21 protein-coding genes are annotated in these 21,797 nt (G+C 49.2%); 13 read left to right on the top strand and 8 right to left on the bottom strand.

From position 1 onward, the window contains the following. Positions 1–360 precede the first annotated feature (360 nt). The 3 genes from P2W70_RS16865 to P2W70_RS16855 are packed head-to-tail and all read left to right on the top strand — an operon-like array spanning position 361 to position 1,818. Complete coding sequence (locus P2W70_RS16865) at positions 361–873, top strand: sigma-70 family RNA polymerase sigma factor (protein ID WP_276482668.1); 513 nt, start codon at positions 361–363, stop codon at positions 871–873. Positions 874–930: 57 nt separating this feature from the next. Continuing rightward, positions 931–1,257 carry a hypothetical protein gene (locus tag P2W70_RS16860; protein WP_276482667.1) on the top strand — a complete coding sequence of 109 codons (327 nt, stop codon included), beginning with the start codon at positions 931–933 and terminating at the stop codon, positions 1,255–1,257. Positions 1,258–1,275: 18 nt separating this feature from the next. Then, the gene (locus tag P2W70_RS16855) at positions 1,276–1,818 is read left to right on the top strand and encodes a hypothetical protein (RefSeq protein ID WP_276482666.1); all 543 of its coding nucleotides are present in this window, start codon (positions 1,276–1,278) and stop codon (positions 1,816–1,818) included. Between the two features lie 72 nt (positions 1,819–1,890). On the opposite strand, the gene P2W70_RS16850 is transcribed toward P2W70_RS16855, so the two are convergent. From P2W70_RS16850 to kaiC, 6 genes are all read right to left on the bottom strand, one after another. After that, positions 1,891–2,649 carry an SDR family NAD(P)-dependent oxidoreductase gene (locus tag P2W70_RS16850; protein WP_276482665.1) on the bottom strand — a complete coding sequence of 253 codons (759 nt, stop codon included), beginning with the start codon at positions 2,647–2,649 and terminating at the stop codon, positions 1,891–1,893. Positions 2,650–2,774: 125 nt separating this feature from the next. Next, the gene (locus P2W70_RS16845; protein ID WP_276482664.1) at positions 2,775–3,176 is read right to left on the bottom strand and encodes a response regulator; all 402 of its coding nucleotides are present in this window, start codon (positions 3,174–3,176) and stop codon (positions 2,775–2,777) included. Positions 3,177–3,182: 6 nt separating this feature from the next. Beyond that, positions 3,183–4,472, bottom strand: coding sequence for a sensor histidine kinase (locus P2W70_RS16840; RefSeq protein ID WP_276482663.1), 1,290 nt, complete (start codon positions 4,470–4,472; stop codon positions 3,183–3,185). A gap of 1 nt (position 4,473) precedes the next feature. Next, positions 4,474–4,785 carry a circadian clock KaiB family protein gene (locus P2W70_RS16835; protein WP_276482662.1) on the bottom strand — a complete coding sequence of 104 codons (312 nt, stop codon included), beginning with the start codon at positions 4,783–4,785 and terminating at the stop codon, positions 4,474–4,476. Further along, positions 4,778–5,113 carry a circadian clock KaiB family protein gene (locus tag P2W70_RS16830; protein ID WP_276482661.1) on the bottom strand — a complete coding sequence of 112 codons (336 nt, stop codon included), beginning with the start codon at positions 5,111–5,113 and terminating at the stop codon, positions 4,778–4,780. Before P2W70_RS16830 ends, P2W70_RS16835 begins: the two co-directional genes overlap by 8 nt. After that, a complete protein-coding gene (gene kaiC / locus P2W70_RS16825) occupies positions 5,100–6,797 on the bottom strand; it encodes a circadian clock protein KaiC (protein ID WP_276482660.1) in 1,698 nt (565 codons plus the stop codon). Before kaiC ends, P2W70_RS16830 begins: the two co-directional genes overlap by 14 nt. Before the next feature lie 537 nt (positions 6,798–7,334). Here kaiC and P2W70_RS16820 point away from each other — a divergent pair. From P2W70_RS16820 to P2W70_RS16810, 3 genes are all read left to right on the top strand, one after another. Continuing rightward, a complete protein-coding gene (locus tag P2W70_RS16820) occupies positions 7,335–8,252 on the top strand; it encodes a pyridoxamine 5'-phosphate oxidase family protein (RefSeq protein WP_276482659.1) in 918 nt (305 codons plus the stop codon). A gap of 90 nt (positions 8,253–8,342) precedes the next feature. After that, complete coding sequence (locus P2W70_RS16815; RefSeq protein WP_338119866.1) at positions 8,343–8,606, top strand: helix-turn-helix domain-containing protein; 264 nt, start codon at positions 8,343–8,345, stop codon at positions 8,604–8,606. A 117-nt stretch (positions 8,607–8,723) separates the two neighbouring features. After that, positions 8,724–9,383, top strand: a complete 660-nt coding sequence (locus P2W70_RS16810; protein WP_276482658.1) for a LysM peptidoglycan-binding domain-containing protein — start codon at positions 8,724–8,726, stop codon at positions 9,381–9,383. Between the two features lie 12 nt (positions 9,384–9,395). Here the strand turns inward: P2W70_RS16810 and P2W70_RS16805 are convergent, their stop codons facing one another. Further along, a complete protein-coding gene (locus tag P2W70_RS16805) occupies positions 9,396–10,448 on the bottom strand; it encodes a hypothetical protein (RefSeq protein ID WP_276482657.1) in 1,053 nt (350 codons plus the stop codon). A gap of 284 nt (positions 10,449–10,732) precedes the next feature. On the opposite strand from P2W70_RS16805, the gene P2W70_RS16800 reads away from it, so the two are divergent. The 4 genes from P2W70_RS16800 (at position 10,733) to P2W70_RS16785 (ending at position 16,176) form a co-directional block, all read left to right on the top strand. Beyond that, positions 10,733–12,025 (top strand): hypothetical protein, encoded by a 1,293-nt coding sequence (locus P2W70_RS16800; protein ID WP_276482656.1) that lies wholly within the window; start codon positions 10,733–10,735, stop codon positions 12,023–12,025. A 5-nt stretch (positions 12,026–12,030) separates the two neighbouring features. Further along, positions 12,031–13,179 (top strand): S8 family peptidase, encoded by a 1,149-nt coding sequence (locus P2W70_RS16795; RefSeq protein WP_276482655.1) that lies wholly within the window; start codon positions 12,031–12,033, stop codon positions 13,177–13,179. Continuing rightward, on the top strand, positions 13,124–15,187 hold the full coding sequence (locus P2W70_RS16790) for a hypothetical protein (protein ID WP_276482654.1): 2,064 nt from the start codon (positions 13,124–13,126) through the stop codon (positions 15,185–15,187). Before P2W70_RS16795 ends, P2W70_RS16790 begins: the two co-directional genes overlap by 56 nt. A gap of 410 nt (positions 15,188–15,597) precedes the next feature. Next, positions 15,598–16,176, top strand: coding sequence for a hypothetical protein (locus P2W70_RS16785; protein WP_276482653.1), 579 nt, complete (start codon positions 15,598–15,600; stop codon positions 16,174–16,176). Positions 16,177–16,200: 24 nt separating this feature from the next. Here the strand turns inward: P2W70_RS16785 and P2W70_RS16780 are convergent, their stop codons facing one another. Beyond that, on the bottom strand, positions 16,201–16,959 hold the full coding sequence (locus tag P2W70_RS16780) for a hypothetical protein (protein WP_276482652.1): 759 nt from the start codon (positions 16,957–16,959) through the stop codon (positions 16,201–16,203). Between the two features lie 167 nt (positions 16,960–17,126). Between P2W70_RS16780 and P2W70_RS16775 the strand changes: the two genes are divergently transcribed. The 3 genes from P2W70_RS16775 to P2W70_RS16765 all read left to right on the top strand — a co-directional run bounded on the left by P2W70_RS16775 (position 17,127) and on the right by P2W70_RS16765 (position 21,691). Next, a complete protein-coding gene (locus P2W70_RS16775) occupies positions 17,127–18,854 on the top strand; it encodes a DUF4091 domain-containing protein (protein WP_276482651.1) in 1,728 nt (575 codons plus the stop codon). A 732-nt stretch (positions 18,855–19,586) separates the two neighbouring features. Then, on the top strand, positions 19,587–20,645 hold the full coding sequence (locus P2W70_RS16770) for a sensor histidine kinase (protein WP_276482650.1): 1,059 nt from the start codon (positions 19,587–19,589) through the stop codon (positions 20,643–20,645). Next, on the top strand, positions 20,642–21,691 hold the full coding sequence (locus tag P2W70_RS16765; RefSeq protein ID WP_276482649.1) for a sensor histidine kinase: 1,050 nt from the start codon (positions 20,642–20,644) through the stop codon (positions 21,689–21,691). The genes P2W70_RS16770 and P2W70_RS16765 overlap by 4 nt, the downstream gene beginning before the upstream one ends. Positions 21,692–21,797 lie beyond the last annotated feature (106 nt).

The following is a 21,797-nucleotide window of genomic DNA, read 5'->3' as shown; positions in this document are numbered from 1 at the left end:
TAAACTATGGAAAAAATAATGGTACCAAACTTGGTACCTGTTGAAAAGTTCTCTATCTTCGATTTACATTTGCAGCCTTAAAAACATTAAGCTGCTTCTGGATTCTCGCCTGGGAACGTCGGAACTTCAACAGGGATGAGATGAAAGAAGAAAGCTCACGTTACGGCGTGGGCTCTTCTTTGTCTGTCCCTAACCCTCCGACGGGTCCCAGGCAGCAAAGTCGAGACCTGCGCCTCTTCTTTTTGGGGCAGTCTCCGCACTCCCCATTTTACGCATTATACCATTTACGGGAATCCCTAAGGGACACCTGGCTGCCGTCGTCAGCAACCCATCCTTTTTATCAACAATAATCAGGTAGCTATGAAAAAGAAACGCCCTAATGCGGTCGCCCCGTCATTGGTTGATCTCCTGCGCCAACAAGACAAAGAAGCCTTTAAAACCCTCTACGACCGGTATGCGGCGGCAATATATGGCCTGTTGCTGGATATCCTGGAAAACCGCCAGGCAGCCACACAGTTGCTCGAAGAGACATTCCAGGAAGCCTTCGACACCATCCATCACTACGACCCAACCAAACAATCTCCCTTTACCTGGCTGCAACTCCTCGCACGCCAGCAAGCCATTCATTACCTGCGATCCAGTGAAGTGATACCCGAGCCCGACATCAACCACCAAGACTCAGGGCTGCGGAGCATCATCCGCCATATACCAGCCGACCAACGCCTCGTACTCGAATTGATGTACTACCACGGCTGCTCCAAACACAGCGTCAGCCAGCTACTGAAAGTTCCGCTGGAAACCGTCAACGATCGCTTTGCCAGCGGCGTGAAGATCATCCGGGAACACCTGAACAATATCGAGTCCCGACAATAATCGTCACAAACCCGGTCGATACGCTCATTATTCCACCTTCAATATATCCGTTTGCTTATGCCCAAAAGAAACCAGAACGTCCACACTGCTCTCCTCATCCGTCGACTAAACCCAAAAGATATCAGTCAACCCGCCAACGTCATCACAGAGTTTTTCACCAATTACCACCTGCAAGACCTACGCGAAGCCCTTTGGGAATGGCTGGTAACAGGCCTCACCAGCACCAACAACTATCAGAACGGCAGCAGCCGCAGCAACCTCATCTTCCTGTATGACCAACTTGAAAAACTGATCGAAGCCATCTATCTGCAAAATAGCCGCGCCAGAAAGTCCACCTCAACGAAACCAGTTACCAAACCCTTCAAGCGAACTATTAAAAGCTAACACCATCATCATCAACCTATGCACAACTACAAAATCAACCTGCAGATAGGCTGCGTCTACCAATGCCGGATCATCTATCCCTACGATGGCTGGCAATCCCTGCAAGCCATCTTCTCTCGATACAATGTGGTCGACCTCAAAATAGACCTGTACAATCTTTTCAAGACTGCCGCCATGAACCTGGAGCGCTTTTATTCAGAGACCGACATACTCGACCTTACTTACAGCTATGAGCACATCGACGTACTAATAGAAGACCTGTTCCTGGCGGCGAAAGAGAAAGGCGTTATCACCGAAATACCCGGCACACCACTACTACTCCCAAGGCATAAAAAGAACAATGAGCCATCAATGATCGACTCCGTATTCACCACCTGCCGCATGTACCACCCCCACGAGATCAGGGATGCTATCTGGGATATGTTTCAGTGGGGCATATCCGCCAAATCGGCCCGGCAAACGAAAAAGGGTAGGAGACAGATGATCACGCTCTACGAAACCATTACCGACCTCATCAGCGCTGCCTACTTCCTCTACTACCAGGCAGGCTGCCCCCGCTAACCATACCCGCATCCGCTCGCCAACCCCGCCTAACACCCTAAAATGATTGAAACGCGGCGGAGGTGGAAATGATTATGGTGACGGGCTAATGCTGGTCCAACCGCCATCGACGATAATGGTTTGCCCCGTGATATGCCGCGCCTGATCGCCAACAAGAAATAATGCCGCAGCGGCGATGTCACTCACTGTGGCGGGGCGGCCCATGGGCGTGATCGATGACCAGGTCTTTTGGTATGCTTCGTCTTCCTGTGTACGTTCGGTGAGGGTGGCGCCGGGCGCCACGGTGTTGACGGTAATATGGAAAGGAGAGAGTTCGATGACGAGGTTTTTGGCCAGCATTTCGAGGGCGGCTTTGCTCATGCCGTAGGCGGCAAGGTCCTTATGAGCCTGATGACCGGTTACGGAAGACATGAACAGGAGCGAGCCACCGGTAGCTTGTTGTTTCATTTGATGGGCGGCAGCCTGTGCGAGGAAGAACGTGCCTGCCAGATTAACCTGCATCACGCGGTGAAAGGCTTCAGGTGTATAGGAGAAAAAATCGCCGAATAGGGTAATACCCGCGTTGGCCATGACGATATCGAGGCGCCCGGTTTCGGAGACGGCCCTGTCGACCATCTGCCGGATGAAATGCGTATCGCTGGAATCGCCGGCCATGGCGAAACAACGGTCCGGAACTTCGGCGTTGATCCGGTTGGTTGCTTCATCGGCAAGTGCCGTATCGATATCATTGAGTAATACCCAGGCTCCATGCAGGGCCAGTTGCCGGCACAGTTCAAATCCGATTCCCTTGCCGGCTCCGGTGACGATGGCAGTTTTGTTGGCAAAGCTCATAGGATAAATATACGGAAACAAAAGCCGTCCAATGACCCAACAGATCAATTTGACCCACGACAATAGGTAACGGTGCAGGGCAAGAAAAGCCTGACATAGGGAAAAACTCGTAAGGCAGACATACCTCACCCCTCCACCTGTGCCAGCATGTCATCGATCATGACATCGTAGCCATCGAAGGAGTAGGGCTTGGTAAACACACCCAGGGCGCCTGCCTGGATACATTGTGCTTCCAGGGTCTTGTCGGCATAGGTAGAATAGATGAAGACGGGAATATGTTGATAAGCGGGCAGCTCTTTCAGCTCCTTCAGGGTTTGCAAACCATTTTGCCGGGGCATGTTCTGATCGAGGATGACAAAATCTGGCAGTGTACCAGCATGCGATATTTTGTTGAGCGTATGCAAAAGGTCAACGCCATCCTCCGCGAGGCTGGCCAGGGCCACATCCGCACGGGAAGCCAGGAAGTCGGCAAACATTTCCCGATCGTCTGCGTCGTCTTCCGCCAACAAAATTGTTTTAGGTACCATGTATAATTACTGAGTGTGTTTAATGGGTAGTAGAATCTGAAATACGCTTCCTCTTCCTACGGTGCTGCTCACATGCATCATGCCCTGGTGTTTCTCCACAATCTTTTTAGCGATCGCCAAGCCGATGCCCGTTCCTTCAAATTTCTCCTTAGCATTCAATCGTTCAAACAGGGAGAATATATTTGGAATGTATTTTTCGTCAAAGCCAATCCCATTATCGCTGATGCTAATGAGGTAGTAAGGACCATCTTCCCGGATGGCGCTATCAAAGCTTTTCTCCGCCAGGCGCTGCCCGGCGATCGTTACCACAGGAGCCACATCCGGGCTCGAAAACTTCAGGGCATTGGATACGAGATTCTGGAACAATTGCCGTATCTGCCCCCGGTTGGCTTCGATCGTCGCCGTGGCACCAATAAAGATCTGGGCCTGCTTTTCTTCCACCATCAGTTCAAAATCGTCCAGCAGCTCTTTCAGCAACACATTCAGGTCAACCGGCAGGAACACGCCATCATTGACCGATAACCGCGAGTAATTGAGAATGTCGATAATAAGCGTCTTCATCCGGTTGGCAGCACCGATCATCTTTTCCAGGTATTGTAATTCTTTACCCGCGGGATCGATAGCTGTGGTTGTCCTGATCCGGTCTCCAAACATCAGGATCTTGCGCAGCGGCTCCTGCAGATCATGCGAGGCGACAGAGGCAAACTGTTGCAGATCGTGGTTACTGGCTTCCAGCGTTTTGTTGACCAGCTCCAATTGCAGGTTGTTTTCTTCCAGTTGTTTCTGGTTATTCTTTTGCAGGCTAAGGTCGGTTACTATGATATTGATGAAGGTTCCTTCCGCTTGTTCCAGTTGGTTTAAGGACAACTGTACGGGTACAGACCGTTGGTCATGCACCAGTTCAATTTCGCCTTTGCAATCACCTTTCCCGCACGCTTCAACGAGGGTATGGAAAAATGTCAGGTGCTCCAACCGCACCAATTCATTAAATGGTTTACTGACCACTTCCGACAACGGCAGGCCAACCAGCGCCGCAAACTGCGCGTTCGCATATAAAATATTCCCGTGCTTGTCGAGTGTAACAGCTCCCTCATTCATCTTTTCGATAAAGAGGCGGTAATTGTGATCGGCCGATTGTAAAGTATACAGTTGATGCCCTTCACCGTTTTGAACGACCAGCGCATCGACCTGTCCGCTCCGTATCGCTTCGATCACGTCTTCCGCCTCCGAAAGTCGTCGGCGCGTTTCGGACAATTCCTGCAAGAGGTCTTCCTGTATCTTCGGTGGCTTCGGCATGCTATAAACCCAAATTGAGTATTTTCAATACTTTTTCTTTGTCCGACAGATCGCCAATGAGTTTTCGTTCCGGCAAAGGAAGTTTCTTAACCAGCAGGGGCAGCGCAATGAGCTGTTCTTGCTGGGCCAATGCTGGCTGTTGGTACACGTCGACCACATCCAGTTTATACTGGCCAGTTATATAGGTTTCGCAGATCTCCTGTATATTATTGATGGCACGAATTGAATTAGGGGTATTACCTGTCACGTACAGGGTGAATACAAAGGCAGGTCCGCCTTTGTCCGTATTGCCCGCTAACCCCTTTTTATGCATGCTGCTTTTTTACAGTTTTAATATCAAGTCCTACCAATACCTTTTCTTCGTTCGAGAGGTCGCCTATGATCTTTCGGATGGGTATGGGTACTTTCCGTACCAGGGTAGGGATGGCGAGTATCTGGTCGCCGGCAGCCAACTGTGGATTCACCAGCAAGTCGATCACTTCTATCTCGTAGCGGCCATCCAGGTGCAGCTCACAATACTTTTTCAGGTTGGTCAATGCAGCGGCCGATTTGGGCGTATTACCAGCTACGTACAACCGCAACTGCCATCTCTCTTCGACTGCCTTCGGCGCCGCCTTTTTTACCTTACTAGCTTTTGCCATAGTTACTTTTTCCTGGTTTACTTTTATTGCCGGCTTGCTGGCGATTCTTTTCCATAATGGCGTTCGTCAGTTCCTCTTCCCGGAATGTTTTGTTCAGGTCATCCTGCATCGACTCAAACTCTTCCCGTAAGGAGGCGATCTTGGCCTCCAACACCGTTTTCTTGCGTTCCAGTACCCGGTCTTTAAAACTGAGCGCATGTGTACGAAGTTCCACACCTGTAACCTCATTTAGTTGTTCCGCTTCCCGGGCAGAGCCAACCAGTATACCCTTAGGTCCCAGGTATACATCTACCAATTCGAGGCCAGTATCGGTGATCACAAACTCGCGCACACGGTTGCTGTGTTGCATTCCACGCGACTTCATGATGTAAATACCGCGGTTGCGTTCGCCGTTGGCCTCGATATCCCGTACCAGTATCCAGGCATCGACCAGCGAGGACACCCCTTCGTCGGTTTGAACCGTGTTGTCCTTCTCATATACCAGCGCCGTAAACAATACCGTGATCTTTTCCACCTGCAGGAAATCGATCAGCCTGATCAGCATCGACTTCACCTCCGACATGGAGCCGATCGTTACCAGGTTGGTGATGGGGTCGAGGATCACCGTTCGGGGTTTGAACTGCTTTACCAATTTATGGATCGTCAGCAGGTGCAATTCCAATCCCTGCAGGGTAGGGCGCGAAGACTGTATCTTCAGTAAACCTGCGTCTTCATGTTTTTGCAGGTCGATCCCGATCGACTTCATGTTGCGCACGATCTGCCGGGGCGATTCTTCAAAAGCGAAGTACAGGCAGCGCTCTTTTCGTTTGCAGGAAGCATCGGCAAAATAGGCTGCGATACTGGTTTTTCCGGTACCGGCCGTGCCGGAGATTAATATGGAGCTACCTCTGAAAAAGCCACTTCCGCTCAGCATAGCATCCAGGGTCGGAATACCGGAAGATACCCGTTGCGAAGAGACCTCATTGTCGAGCCGGAGCGAGGTGACCGGCAACACAGAAATGCCTTGCTCGTCGATAAGAAAGGGATATTCGTTGGTGCCGTGTACAGATCCCCTGTATTTCACCACCCGCAGCAACCTGGTGGAGATCTGGTTGATAACCCTGTGCTCCAACAGCAATACGCAATCTGACACATATTCCTCCAGGCCCTGGCGGGTGAGCGTGTTGATACCCTTTTCGCCAGTGATGATAGTAGTAACGCCTTTGTCTTTGAGCCAGGTAAACAGGCGACGGAGTTCCGCGCGCAGGATGCCTTCATTAGACAAGCCGCTGAAAAGGTTTTCAATGGTATCGAGCATGACCCGTTTGGCGCCGATGCTGTCGATGGCATAGCCGAGTCGTATAAAAAGTCCATCTAGATCATACTCGCCGGTTTCCGCTATTTCAGAGCGGTCGACATGAATATGATCGATCCAAACGAGCTTATCTTTTTGTAGCTTTTTCAAGTTGAAACCGAGGGAGGCTACGTTGGTTTCCAGGTCTGTGGCTTTCTCTTCGAAGGTCAGGATCACACCCGGCTCCTTGTATTGGAGGGCTCCGCGAATGATGAATTCGATGGAGAACAGCGTTTTACCTGCGCCCGCTCCACCGCAGATCAGCGACGGTCTGCCGGCGGGCAGGCCTCCGCCCGTGATTTCGTCGAAACCAACAATACCTGTAGGTTTTTTTTCTAATTGTCTGACCATTTTGTCTGAATTGGATCGAGCCATCCGATGCGGTTTTTGATACTTTAATTGCAGAAAATACAGCACATCAGTATCAATTGGTTATGATACCTTCCCAATTCCCCGCTCACTATATTGTCAAAATCATGCCAGACAGGTGCGTCTGTTTCGCTGGCAGGGTTTATAGGGCGAAAAACAGCGGTCAGATAGGAGGTTTTCCCGTTGTTGGGTCCGGGCAATACTGGTCCCCTTGCAGACCATCATTAAATGCAGGACCATCCACTGTCAACCATGATTGACTGTTCCTGTGATATGCCTTGCCTGGTCGGACACCAGGAATGAGGCAGCGGACCTCCCCGATTTTTTGTCCATCAAAATGCAGGCTGCGTCCATTTTCAAGCCGGGCCATTCTCTCCACCTTTGCCTTGTACTAACAAACAAGGCAATGGGCAAAACAGCTATTGTCATTTTATCCGACCCCAAGAAAGGGTCAGACGAATCCCTGGGGCGCGTATTCAATGCACTCGCCGCCTACAGGGCTATCTAAATCGCTATACCATGAATGAAGTTTTCCATGCCGGCGAGCGCGCCATACAACAACAAACCGGTGAAGCGCACCTGGCCGACTCCCTCAAAGGATTGATCGCCCCGGCGATCCCACGTGGTGCAATTCGCTTCGTGGAGCAGCAATCCATGGCCATTGTCGGCAGCAGGAATGTTGCCGGAGAACTCTGGGCATCGCTGCTGGTTGGCCAGCCTGGCTTCGTTCGAGTACCAGACCCAGGCCTGGTGGTGTTCGATACCCGCAAGCTCATCAGCCATCCTGCAGACCTGTTCTTTTCCAATATCCAGGATAATCCGCAGGTCGGTAGTCTCTTTATCGAGCTAGCCACCAGGAAGCGCCTCCGGGTGAATGGGGCCGGCCACTATGATGGCACCTCCATACAGCTTGAGGTTGCACAAGCCTATCCCAATTGTCCCAAATACATCCAGCGGCGTGTGATATCGATGCCGGAGTACTTCGAAGCAGTGAAGTCAATAACAAAGACAGGGGAGGGCCTTACCACGGCCTTTATCGATTGGATACAGGAGGCCGACACCTTGTTTGTGTCCAGTGCCAGCGCTCAGGGCGACCTGGATGTGTCGCACCGGGGAGGCAACCCGGGATTTGTGCAGGTGATCGACCACCAGGTGTTAAAGATCCCGGATTATCCCGGCAACAGCCTTTTCAATACCTTCGGTAATATAGTAGAAAATCCAGCAGTGGGATTGCTGTTCGTCGATTTCAATCAGCGGCAAACGCTGCAGCTTACAGGAACGGTCCAATTGCTGTTTGATCAAAATAGTGAAACAGACTTGCTCCGCACAAAAGGTACGGGTCGGTATTGGTTGTTTCGCCCTTTACACTGGATACACACCATCGACCACCACCAGGTAGACTGGCAGTTGCTGGACTATTCTCCTTATAATCCTTAACGCATGTTGAAAACAGCATCCTTTATAGTAACCCAAACCTCGCTCGGATATAACACCTGACCTGTAAAACCTTTCGCACCTGTTGGCACAATCCGTCTGTACACTCTTCAACCAGCAATCCTGGCGCGTATCACCAAAAACCACTTCCACAAAACCCTGTCGGAACTGATCGCCGAGCGCATCATTATCGAGGCAAAAAGAGAACTCTACCTGACGCCTAAGACTGTCAAAGAGATCGCCTACGAACCCGGCTATGACGACGAATACTACTTCAGCCGGTTCTTAAAAACCCAAACCGGCATCTCGCCGCAGTCGTACCGGGAGACGGTAGGGTGCAATAGCGGCGAGCAATAACTGTCAAAAGGGTGTAAAAACGCCCTGAAATGTTGTTTTCCCCGTTGTGGGTCCCTTTCAATACTGGTAACCTTGCAGAGCAATACTAAAACGTATACACTATAAAACGTTTGACATATGTTCTACACCGTAAAACCATCCGACACGCTGTCGAAGATCGCCGACAAGTTTGATGTGAAGTTGTCGCTGTTGCTGGCCTTCAATCCACAGATCACGGACCCAGACCGTATCAAAGTAGGCCAATCGATCAAGATTCCCAATCTCGAAGATGTTCCTGCCAATGCGCCCATCACGCAGGGGAAAGACGTGGCCGACCTGCTGGCCCGTGCGCGTTCTGCTGTCAAACAGGGCATCCGGTATAAACTAGGAGAGGGTGGTATGAAGCCCACTGCTGCCATGCCCGACTCGAATGGCAAATGTGATTGCAGTGGATTCGTGTGCTGGGTCTTGGGCGTTTCGCGTAAGACGACGCACCCTTTCTACCAGAAGCATGGTGGCTGGATCTTCACCGACTCCATGGAGGCCGATGTGAAGAGCTCTTCGGGCATCTTTGAAGGACTCAACACGCCCGAACCGGGTTGTATTGTCGTATTTGGTGCCGGCAATGCCATCGGTCACGTAGGCCTGGTGTCGGAAGTAGCCAATGGTAAGATGAAGAAAGTGATCCATTGCAGCAGTGGCAACGATGCCAATTTCCGCGATTCTATCCAGGAGACCGGTCCTGCCGTATTCAACCGCGCCGATGCGCTGTGGGGTAGGTTTGCGGGGGTGGTGTAAGGTCGGCCCACTTTAATCGGCTATGTAAGCCAGCGTTGTTTTCAATTTTTCGGGATTCTTATTGGCATCGCTGATGATCAAAAACCCATTCGCGAGTCTAACAAGCCCTTCCCAGTTGTTGCCGCGCGTGGGTATTCGCTTGATCTCTTTCCATACCCAGGAAGAGCCCTTTTGCTCAAGTTGAACGATTCGGGCAAACACCGAGTCAGGAGCAAAACCTGGAATTCGGCTCCTGATCTCATCGAGGTGACTGCCCACATACAATGCTCTTTCACCCGGATAATAATAATTGAGTGCATACCATTTTCCGGTATCGTCTTGCGTCATATCGGTGATCCGAAAATCAACTGGCGCGATAGGCACCTGTTCAAGACCGCCAAAGTCTGGCCTAACCTGACTGGCAAAAGGTCGCATGCCAAATCCCGTATTGAATTCCGGCAGGATAAAAAGCTTTGTACCTGATCGGTCCTGCCGAAGGGTGATGGCTTCAAACCCAATCTGCTTCACCTGCTCGTTTGGTACATTTTTCAACACCGGATCCGCCACCACAACGTTCTTCACGGTTAAAATGGCTGATGGGTCGATATCTATTTCATGTGTCTTTTTATTGAGCATTCCCCGGATAACAAAACCGACCGACTTGTCGCGCTGGGCGTAAGCTGTTTCTATGGTCATGAATACGGTATCACGGTAAATGACGATCGCTTCGAAGCCCCTGAAATGGTCTTTTACATAACCAGGCAACTTTTCTATATTTTTCAGCGGTACTGGCTTGACCACAAGGGCAGTCTTCCGTTGGCCTTTTGGTTTTTGCATATCGGAAAGATATCCGAGGAGCACCGTCTTATCCAGGGAAAATATTTTATAATCTTTCGCGGGAGCAATATGACTACTGGCGCCATACTGCGGTAATAGGTACACTTTGTCCTGGTAAGCACACAGACCGGAATATTCAAGGTCTGCGCCGCTATTCACTAGTTGTATGGTTGTAAGTTGCTGCGCAATAAGCCTTCCGGTGGTGCCCAAACATAGTATACTGGTCAGCAGTAGAAGTTTGTTGGTCATGTTTTTAGTGTTAAAAGTCCCTGTGGATTACGCCTCCTTCTTCCGAAATACAGTCATCTAAGATGATCCTGTCACATCGAACTCACTCGTCAAAAACAAATCAAAAGGCAGCCCTTTTGCCTGTAGTACCCCAATATTTGCTTTTTAAAACGAAATGGCCAACGGTGAAAACACGGTACAAAGTCAAGTGATTTACCCTTTCCACGGCCAAGAAAGAGTCATGACATTTGATAGTCATTGCTCACCATAAGGTTACCGTTATGTTTAATAATCCTGTTCTTGATGTGTTTATCGGACTAATATTTATTTTCCTGTTGTATAGTCTGTTGGCCACCATTTTCCTGGAATTGTATGCCACCATATTTGCACTTCGGGCCAAACTGCTCCAAAAGGCCATTCGTCGCATGTTGATGGACGGAGCAGCCGATGCCGACAATCTATTGGGCGATCTCGGCCGTTGGCTGGCGGCTCCATTCAGGAGGATCTTTTCGAAAGCTTCAGAAACAGACAAGTCTGCCTACACTCAATTCTTTGACCATCCCTCTATAAAATACCTGGGTGAAGGAAGAATATTTCGACGTCCTTCCTACCTGCACGGGCACAATTTCTCGCAGGTAATGATTGATTTACTACGCGGACCCGGATACGATGGTCGCACCACCAACGAATCTACCCTCATACGAGACGCTCTGGAGCAAGACAAATTGAAGCTTCCTTCGGATACAAAACGGCAGTTAGAAATGTTGTTCGCCAATTCCAAACAGGATGCCAGTCAGTTCAAGCATAAACTGGAAGATTGGTTTGAAGAAATGATGGAGCGAACGACAGGCTGGTACAAGCGACAAACCCAGTTCCTGTTGATCATTATCGGATTTATTCTTGCCTGGAATTTCAATGTGGACACGATTGCCATTGCTCAAATACTGATGAAGGATGACGATGCCAGGGCCAGGATCGTCGATATGGCCATTGCCCGGGAGAAAACCTATGGTGCCATTATCGATTCGGTAGGCATCAAGAAGGTTAAAGTGATAAAGACATACAAGAACAATGGAGACACCACAGCCATCGAAATGGTCACAGATTCCGTGGTCTTTCCGGGCGCTTCTAAAGATTACCTGGATTCGACACGCCAGCAGTTGTTAAAAGATGCGGCTGAAGTACAGGGAATACTGGGATTGAAGGGTATTCCTGATCATATTGATTCTACGTCGTGCAATGTAAAAGTCCATTACCTCGACTCCCTCCTGAAGCTACCTATGGATACGGCGGCCCATGCAAACCTTGTAAAGCTTAGAGCAGAAACTTATACCTGTTGCCTGAAAAAAAACGCCCACCCTTCCAATCCCTATCAGCAAAGTGGCCCGATCGTAATTTTCTTTGGATGGCTCATTACGGCATTAGCCGTGTCACTGGGAGCACCCTTCTGGTTTGACCTGCTGAATAAATTTGTAAAACTACGCGGAACGGGGCCGCAGGTAAGCAATACTTCCGCCATTGACAATGGCAGCAAGGGCAATACAACAGCAGCTGGAAACCCCGTGAAGGACAACAACAATAATGACATTAAAGGTTAATGCCTGTGAAAGCGATACTGAAATATCCACTATACAGAAGGATCTCTCCCTCTAATGAGGAAGAAGCAAAAGGATACCTGCCAGTTGGTTCGGTGATTAATATCACGAAAATTGAGTCAGGAGTCTCAATTGATACGTTTTCTCACTGGTATTTAGCGGATGATGGCTTCTATTATTGGGGTGGGGGCGTAGACGCGCTTGAGTCCTCATTGCCATTAGCGGGCACCAATGCCTTTGCAGGCGATTTCTGGTTCAAAGACCTGGGGATAAGGAATATCTGGAGTCAGCACAGCGAAATGGGAGAAAGAGCACAGGTGTTGATTTTGGACAGTGGCGTCAATAAAAACATTACACAAATTGCTGCTGCTATCAAAGAACCGGTCCTCAACTTTGTTCCCGATTCCACGTCTACTACCAGTAATGACCCATTCAGTCATGGTACGCATTGTGCTTCATTGATTGCAGCCAGAGACCCAGAGCAGTTTGTAGGAGCAGCTCCTGCGTGTCAATTATTAGTAGGCAAAATAACAGAATCAGGCAAGGTAAAGGATGCAGGTACGATGAAAGCTGCCTTAAGGGAATACCTCAAGGATCAATACGACATTGATATCATTTCTATTAGCCAGCAATTATTCAAAAATGATGATGAATTAAAAGTGCTTGTAGAAGACCATGTAAAAAAAGGTCGTATTGTCGTAGCCTCCATGGGCAATGATCCTCTTTCAAAAAATCAAAACTTTGATCGCTATCCGGGTCGGTATGAGGTTTGTATCGGTGTAGGATCCTGTTCGGCCGATAAGAAGCTTTCCAGTTTTTCTATCTTCCCTTCCAAGACTAGCATTTTCTGCTTTGGAGAGCAGATTCTATCCTACCAAAAGAATGACACGCCAACACCATTAAAAGGGACCAGCCAGGCCACGGCCATTGTAGCGGGCATTTGTGCGCTGGTTATTTCCTGGCTCAAAAAGAATGGCTTTACCTACACACCTGCAGCCATTCGGGATTTACTACAGAAATATTCCACACCCTTGAACGGAAGTCAGGGTCCTGTAATTCACCCAATACTAATATTTAATACGCTCGACAAATTCAAAAAACATGAAAAAAGGAATTTACAGGATTGTATTGATGCTGATCTTGTTAGTGGTCATTGATTCTATAGGAATGGCTCAGGATGCAACCCACGTCAAAAGGATAGCTTACTACGATGCTATTGTACTACGTAAAGCTATGGACAGTACCACTCTTGAAATGCCTAATGACAATGACACCTTAAATCAAATACTCAGTTATTATCTGGGAGGCATAGATGTAAGTTCTCTTGCTTTAGACAATCCTTACTTAGCGAAATATTTTCCCACTGGGGAAGTCGCTTCTATGACCACAGAGGCGGCAAAGGAGGTAGGCAATTCGTTTAGCATTAAAGCAGGCAACATTGGAGGCATTAATGTCAGCAACATTGCCGACGGTATAGCCAGGTTCCTGATCAAAAGGGGAAAGGAAGAATTGAATGCAGCTTTCTTTAGACGGCTCCAGACTTTCCTTGAAAAAAATGACGAGTGCAAAATATTATTTCCTAACACCTGCGAGTTCTTTAGAAATGTGGCCTCGTTCCGCTACGCAGAATTTATTCAAGGTTTGCGGGAAGCATTCTACAAAGACCTTTCAAATTTAATCATAGGTTTGAATCAGCTGATAGACCTGCCTAAATATCAAAAGCTATTAGTCAACCTTCCAGAAATAAGGGTTGCTATTCGATCAATCAGAATCATCAGCGAATTGTCGCAGTCAACGGATAATACGCCCATTAATCCTGCCATCCTTATAGAACACCTGGCTGCGCTTAATGAGTGGCCCGAGATTCATCCTAACCTTGGGAATGCCTGGAAGCTTTTGGAAATAGTTTCAAATAGCATTCGAAATCAAGACAACACCCGTATATGGGTTCCATTGACAGACCTTAACAAGCTCATTAGTGATAGTGTAACCCGGGATCTTTTTCTGGGACTATTTTACGAGCAAGTGAAGGGGATTGATTTCAAGATTGGCAGAGACTCTGTGTCTTTAAAGAATGTTATGGATTCTGCGAAAAAGTACAACGCCGTGTTTAGCGTGACCAGCATGATAGAAAACTTCGCCCTGCTGACAAATGACATAGACAGAACGATTTTAGATTATAAAGATAAGAAAGCAAAAGGCAATCTTTCCAATGACGACTATTACACCTACATTAGCAAGGCGATCAATATTACCGAATATGGGTTTAGAATGGCGAATACACTAAAGCCCAACTTGATAAATGACCATTATATTGTTATTGCAAAAAGCGGTAACGAATTGTATAAAAACATCTACAGCAAGGATTACAATAGCGCTGTAAAGAATGCCTATAATATCCTGGACCAGGTTTTTAATCATGCACAAGACTTGGTACAAGAAAAAAAGGAGCGTATAAAACTTAATGATGAACACAAACGAGTATTAGATGGTGTCTCAAGTAGCTTAGATTCAACTGCAAAACAGAGGTTTAGTGACTCACTTCTAAATATACAAAAAAGTGAATTTGAAAACTCCTTTGCCAACGACAATCTGCCCACCAAAAAGTTCCTGGAATCATTCCTTAAATATGGCAATTTCCTGGCATCCGTTGTCAAAGCAGAGTCCGCAGCAGAGGTTGAAGCAGCCCTCGATGCAACCGCCTTACCCGCAGGCAGCTACTCCATCAAGCAAAACTCACACTTTAACGTCTCGCTAAACGGCTACATAGGATATGGTTGGGATATAGATAAAGGCAATGGCTTCTATGCACCGATCGGATTCTCTTTCAACATGGGTTTGGGAAAAAAGAAGGGTGGAGCCTTATCCATATTTACAGCCATTATCGATGTAGGCAGCATTGTCTCATACAGGTTGAAAAACGGTAACGACGAGGATCTTAAGCAGGAGGTGAGGCTTGAAAGTATTTTCGCACCATCGGCACAACTGTTGTTTGAAATACCAAGACTACCCATTGCATTTGGTCCAGGCTGGAGAAGAACGCCTAAATTATTCTACTCCAGCAGCACCAATTTCACTGTCGTTCCTGCCAAGGATGTAATAAATATCTCTGTACTGATTGATATTCCGATTTTCACGCTGACAAACCGCAGCTATAAAAAATAGCCTCTTAAAAGGCCTCCCGATGTGGGAGGCCTTATATTATATTTACAAGAAATGGACCTCTGTTATGACCCACTCCCTTGAATTTACCTGCTGGAAAAACGATCAACCACTGGAAATACAACTAGAACCAGAAGCCATATTGTTCACCGCCAACCCTGGCGATACCCTCAAATTTGTTCCGGAGCAACCGACCAGCAAATTTCGATGGACGATTCGGTTAGACGATAACTCCAAAGCAGTGCAGGTTTTTCCTGACCCGCCGGATGGTTATGGCAACGTGCAGGTATATCGAAATGATCAACTTATCTGGCAAACAACTTGACCACATACAGGCATCATCCAGTAACTAAAAATTTCATACATGCCAGTATGTAAATCAACAGACCGCTGCATCTATCCCTAAAACATCCATGAAATTAACCACGTTTGCTCTGCTATTGATAAGCACTTGCACCTTTGCGCAATCGTCCAACATTCGAAACCTACTCGACACTGCTTTAACGGAAAACAAATCACTATTCGTCTATGCGAGCCCTATAACAACCATTCAGCTCGACAAAACTGACATCAATCACTATACCTATTTGCTAAGCGAATACACCGACTTACCATTTGATACCCTGAGTTTTCTTGAAATCATTCAAAATGTTAGCCAGCTGGATACTAGCAAGTGGACCGACGATGAATTGCCCAGGCATTTGCTGGTCAATAATCGGCAGGAAACGATTCAAAAAAGTTATGTACTGCGAAAATTCAACACCATAGACGAGCAAAAGGTCCAACACTATTTAGAGCGCGTCGCCCAATTCAATACCACAGCACCCGAAGCAAGAAGGATTTCCTACTTTTCCAGGCCGCTTTTCAACAACGCAAAAACAGTTGCTCTTATTCGGTGGGGATACACTGGGGGAGGATGTGTAGTGCTATACCAACGGCAAGCCAACCAGACCTGGTTAGAACTAGGCCCCATTCAGCTATGGGCCTACTGACACCCCCTACAGGAATAGATCCCCCTAAAACTTAATCACCAACTTCTCGGCCACCAGCGTTCCATCCTGGTAGTATTCGAAGGTCCAGTCGGCGCCTTTCTTGAACACGATGCCATGGATGGTGCCTTTCTCGCCCAGGAAAGTATCGGGGGCAGATGTTTTAAACAGGGTCATCACTTTGGCAGGTTTGGTATCGATCAGCTGGAAACCCGTCGCCGTTGCCTGCGCATACAATGTCCCGGCATCACTGGTTACTGCCGCCGCCACGGCCGGCGTTACAGCAGGTAGTGCTGGCGTCGTCGTCACCGGAGTTACAGTAGCGGCAGCAGCTGGCACCGCACGGGTAGGAGTGTTGCCGTTATAAGCATATTGTGTTGTATCAAACGATTTGAAGGCATCCCGCAGCGCATCCTGGTAAGCCACCGCCCATTCCTTCTCACGACTCTTGCCCTCCCGGCTCTTGTACAACACCGCGCCCTGGCAGTCCTTCAGCGTCAACGTCAGGTTGGTCGCCAGAAAGCCCTTGCGCAACGTCACATCCGCCTTCAGCGCCTGGCATTTGTCTGCGGCAATATCGGCCGGCACATCCGAACCATCGATATATACGGTGAACCCCTTCTGTTCGAGTAAGGTCTTGGTCAGGCTGTTCATACTATACTGGTCAGCGTCCTTCAAAAACTCAAACTTCGACGGTACCAGCACCACTTTGTAGTTGTTGATGGTGGTTTGAGCCATAGTTCCAAGGGTAACAAACAGTAAGGCGATCAGGAATATCTTTTTCATAACTGTGATTAGGCTGGTTTTGTGCGAAACGATACGTTGCAATACGCTACGAATGTAAGCAAAATGGAATACAACGACCAACGGAAACATGACCGCCCCTGAAGCCTGCAACCGGTTGCGCAATTTACCGGCAACAAAGCCTCCCAAAACCCAGTACATTTGAATGCATGAAGCGCCTTGCCATACTACCGATCGCGTTATTACTGGCCACAGCAGCCACTACGCAGCAGCCCACGAGCAGCCCTTTGCCAGCAGCAAATAGGCAAAATTCCACTGGGTGGCAAGGCCAGCCGGCAGCCGTACAGGTCAGCTTCGCGTCCGGCAGCCAGCGTTACGCGCAGGATACCCCACCCACCATCGAAGTGAGCAACCAATGGTCCGCAGCAGGCTGGAAAGGCGAGAAGGTCCATACCCAGCTACTCATCTGGAGTACCACGCCCGTCACCGATATTCGCGTCGAAACCAGCGACCTTGTCAGCCAGCCCGGTAGCCGCATTTCCCGCAAGGCTGTTACCACCGGTTTCTTTCAATATGTCATGACCGATGAATTCCGGAATGGCTGCGGCTACCGCAAGCCTGCCGACTTCGACTCTTCACTCGTTGCCGACCTCATCCGCACCGACCTGCACACGACCAACCTGCCCGCGCAATCCGTGCAACCCATCTGGGTCACCATCGCTATCCCCGCCTCGGCAAAAGCCGGCCGCTACAAGGGAAAGATTACCGTAGTAGCCGGTCAACGCCACACCTTGCAGATCGATCTCAACGTGGTCAACAGAACGCTGCCTGCTCACAGTGAGTGGACCTACCAGCTCGATCTATGGCAGCACCCGGCCGCCATCGCTCGCGTACATCAACTGCCCCTGTGGAGCGACGCCCATTTTGCGGCCATGAAAAAGTACTATACCATGCTGGCTTCTGCCGGACAAAAAAACATCACCGCCAGCATCGTCAACGAACCCTGGGGCCATCAAACCTTTGATGACTATCCCAGCCTCATTCAATGGACAAAAAAACGCGACGGTCAATGGCAGTTCGACTATAGCCTGTTTGATAAATACATCAGTTTTGTGAGAAGCTGCGGCATCACCGGCGACATCAATTGCTACAGCATGGTGCCCTGGAAGATCGCCTTTACCTATTTTGATGAAAGTCTTGGTAAGGATACCGTATTTACCCAGGCAATTGGTTCCGACGCCTACAATGCTTTCTGGCGCCCCATGCTCACCGACTTTACCCGGCATCTTAAAGCCAGAGGCTGGTTCCAGCAAACGACCATCGCCATGGACGAACGCCCCCTCCCCGCTATGCAAGCCGTTATCAAACTGCTGAAGTCGGTCGACCCAGGCTGGAAGATTGCCCTGGCCGGCAATTACCATTCGGAGATAGAAGCCGATATCGACAACTATTGCATCGCCTCCGGACAACAGTTTCCACCCGAGGTGCTGGCTACTCGTAAAAAGAGGGGCCAGGTGAGCACCTGGTACACCTGCTGTTCGGAGAAATACCCCAACGGGTTTACCTTCTCACCACCAGATGAACACGTTTGGATGGGGTGGTACACTGCTGCTACCGGCATGGATGGCTACCTGCGCTGGGCCTACAACAGCTGGCCCCAACGCCCTATGACCGATAGCCGCTTTACCGCCTGGCCCGCCGGCGACACCTACCAGGTATATCCTGGTCCGCTGAGTTCGATACGTTTCGAAAAACTGGTAGAAGGCATACAGGATTATGAGAAGATACAGCTGCTGCGAAAGACATACCATCAAACGGGGCAGACCACACAGGCCAACGAACTGGAAGCCGCCCTGCGGACCTTCACCATCGATAAACTATCCACCACACCCGCTGCGCTACAGGTAGCGCCCCTCAAAGCGCTGCTGAACAGATAGACAACAAGGATGTAGTATGCAGGAATACAGGCTGGTAGTCGTGTAAACGGACTAGCTTTAAAACAGGTGAAGACTTACAGCTGGTTTGTATGGACGGTTAGTAGCTGGCGCGGGCGTGCGCATCTTGCAAAAATGGCCGTTGGAGTAGGGACAAAAAAAAGGGTCCACTGTAGAAACAGCTGACCTCTAACGATTGCTTGCCATATGAAAAAAGGTAAAAATCTAGTGGAAGGGAGGACGTCTTTTGCTACTCTTTTCGTCTTTCGTTCTTCATTTCCTCCGATGACACAAAGATAGATCAGGAATGCACGCTGCCAACACCAAATAATTGTCTGTTTCATGACGGCTAACATCTATATGAAATGTTAAAAGCCTTTATTGGTGCGGCTTTCAGGTCATTCACCACATGATCACCAGCCTAAAAAGCGCCCTAAAAAAACATCGATTGTTGTCAAAAATACATTCATCTGCTACTGTTATACCCATCATGCCGGTTATAAAAACCTATAAATGTCGCCGCTGAACAACTGTTAGCACAAGCAAACAAACAACCATTAGTTTTTAATGCCCCGTACATTGAACAACCGGGAGGCACCATCCCGGATCATGCCCCTAAAAAACAACCTCACTTCGTCGTTCCCTTTCCACAATTCATCCCGCAAAATCACCAATCCGTTAATCGGGTGTCGAAATCGGGCCAATTGAACCTACCTTGTGTGGCGAGTGCGCAATATGGCATGGAAACTACCCCGATATAGTGGCAAAGATTACGTCTTGTTGGCCTGGTCCGTCGGCCCCTTTGCGATCAGCATCAACGCCCTGATGCTGGGCACGCTCTATTTTACCGACTACCGGGTATTCCTGACGGCCACCCCGTTGGCGGCCATCGACTTCTCCATCGGCTTTACCCTTTGTTGTGTGATCGGTGTATGGCTACGCAACCAGTACAAACAGGAAACCGGCATCAGCAGCCGCATGCTCGTCATGATCGGCTTTTTCATGATCATGACGGTGGTCTTTCTCCTGGGCCTGTTCCGTATCTACGAGCAGATCCCCATCTACCAGTATCGTTTTGACGTCAACGAATTTGTGTGGGCCTGTATCAGTACGGGCATCTTTGTCATCTTCATCACGTTTATACAGGAAGGCATCTACCGCTACGAGATCTGGAAGGTGAAGATGCAGGAACACGAGCAATTGAGCAATGCCAGCCGGCAAAACCGGTTGCAAACCGTCAGGAACCAGGTGAACCCGCATTTTCTGTTCAACAGCCTCAATGCTCTTTCCAGCCTCATCGATGACAACGAAGAGCAGGCGGAAGCTTTTCTCGATGAAATGAGTAAGGTATATCGCTACATGCTGCGCAACGAAGAAGGGGAGATGGTGACCATAGAGGCTGAGCTGCGTTTTATCCAGTCGTACTATTACCTACTCAAAACCAGGTATGGCCACGGCTTGCAGATTACCGTCGACGCACGGCGTGATAAGGAAACATGGTGGTTGCCACCACTCACGCTGCAAACGATCGTCGACAATGCTTTCACCCAGAACAGCCTAAGCCCCCAACAACCTTTGTGCATTGCTATCACGACCAGTAACAATACCCTGACCATCCGGCACAATGTACAGCCTAAGCTGCGCAGTGAGGAACTGGAAACGGAGTCGGGCATCGACAACCTGGTGACCCGCTACCGCTTGTTGCACCAGGCCAGCATCGATATCCAGGAGAATGACCAGGAAAGGACCATCGTATTGCCCCTGTTTGCCTACAAGAAGGAGGTGGCGCTATGAAGATCCGGCGGGTACCTAAACTAAAATTGTACACTTTCCTGCTGTCGATGCCCGTGATCGATGTCGGTATCAACCAGATACTGTACGGTGAGCGGTTGTGGCAGGAATGGCCGCTGTGGGCCATATCGTTTCCATTGGTGTACGTGTTGGGCGGTTTGTCGTGGCTGGCCCGCATTACCGCCTCTACCAAAGTCGAAAAGAAATTCCCGGAGCTCAACCAAACCTGGATACGCTTACGCTACCGGTTGCTGGTGAGCCTGGTGTCGATGGCGACGGCTACGCTGGTGGTGCTCACGATCTACAGTGTATTTCATATTGGCGGGTATCATTTCCGGCCTTCGGATATCTGGCGGGGATGTTTGCTGGCATTATCGGTCAACGTGTTGTTTGAAACCCTGTACGATGCGGACTATGCCATTGGCCGCTACAAGGCGGCGGAAGAAGAGAAAGAAGTATTGCGGCAGGCCAGCTTTCGGGAAGAACTGGATACGCTGAAGAACCAGGTGAACCCGCATTTTCTGTTCAATTGCTTCAATACGCTGTCCTCACTGATCCACGAGGACAAGCCACGGGCCGACCGCTTCCTCAACGAGCTGAGCAAGGTATACCGGTATCTGCTGAAGAACAATGAGGAGGGGCTGAGTACGGTGGAAAGCGAGCTACGCTTCGTACAATCCTATTTTCAGTTGTTGCAGACACGGTATGGGGATGGTATCCGGCTGGAGATAGGGCCTTATGAACGGTTTGCTCATTGGATGTTGCCCTCGCTGAGCCTGCAACTGCTGATCGAAAATGCCGTAAAGCACAATATCGTGTCCAAAACACAACCCCTCACGATCCGCATCGATGTCCGCGATCAACAGTTGATCGTGGCTAACAACCTGCAGCGCAAACTAGCCGCCGTACCCAGCAGTAAGATCGGCCTGCGCAATATCCGGCTGAAATACGAACTGCTACAGCAGCCGAGCTTTACGATCGATGAGACGGCCAACAGCTTTACGGTGGCGTTGCCGTTGTTGCCGGATGGGGTAGGCATGGGCCTGTAAACGACAGATTTGTACCCAAATCCAGCACAACAGGGAAGCCTTGCTGGCCGAATCAGCCAATTCCTTTTACTTCGCCGCCTGAACCCACTAACGGCACCAGACAAAT

This window comes from Paraflavitalea pollutisoli, assembly GCF_029360705.1.
GTDB classification, from domain to species: domain Bacteria; phylum Bacteroidota; class Bacteroidia; order Chitinophagales; family Chitinophagaceae; genus Paraflavitalea; species Paraflavitalea pollutisoli.
The sequence above is the reverse complement of the archived record's forward strand: the minus strand, read 5'-3'. Positions and strand labels throughout refer to the sequence as shown.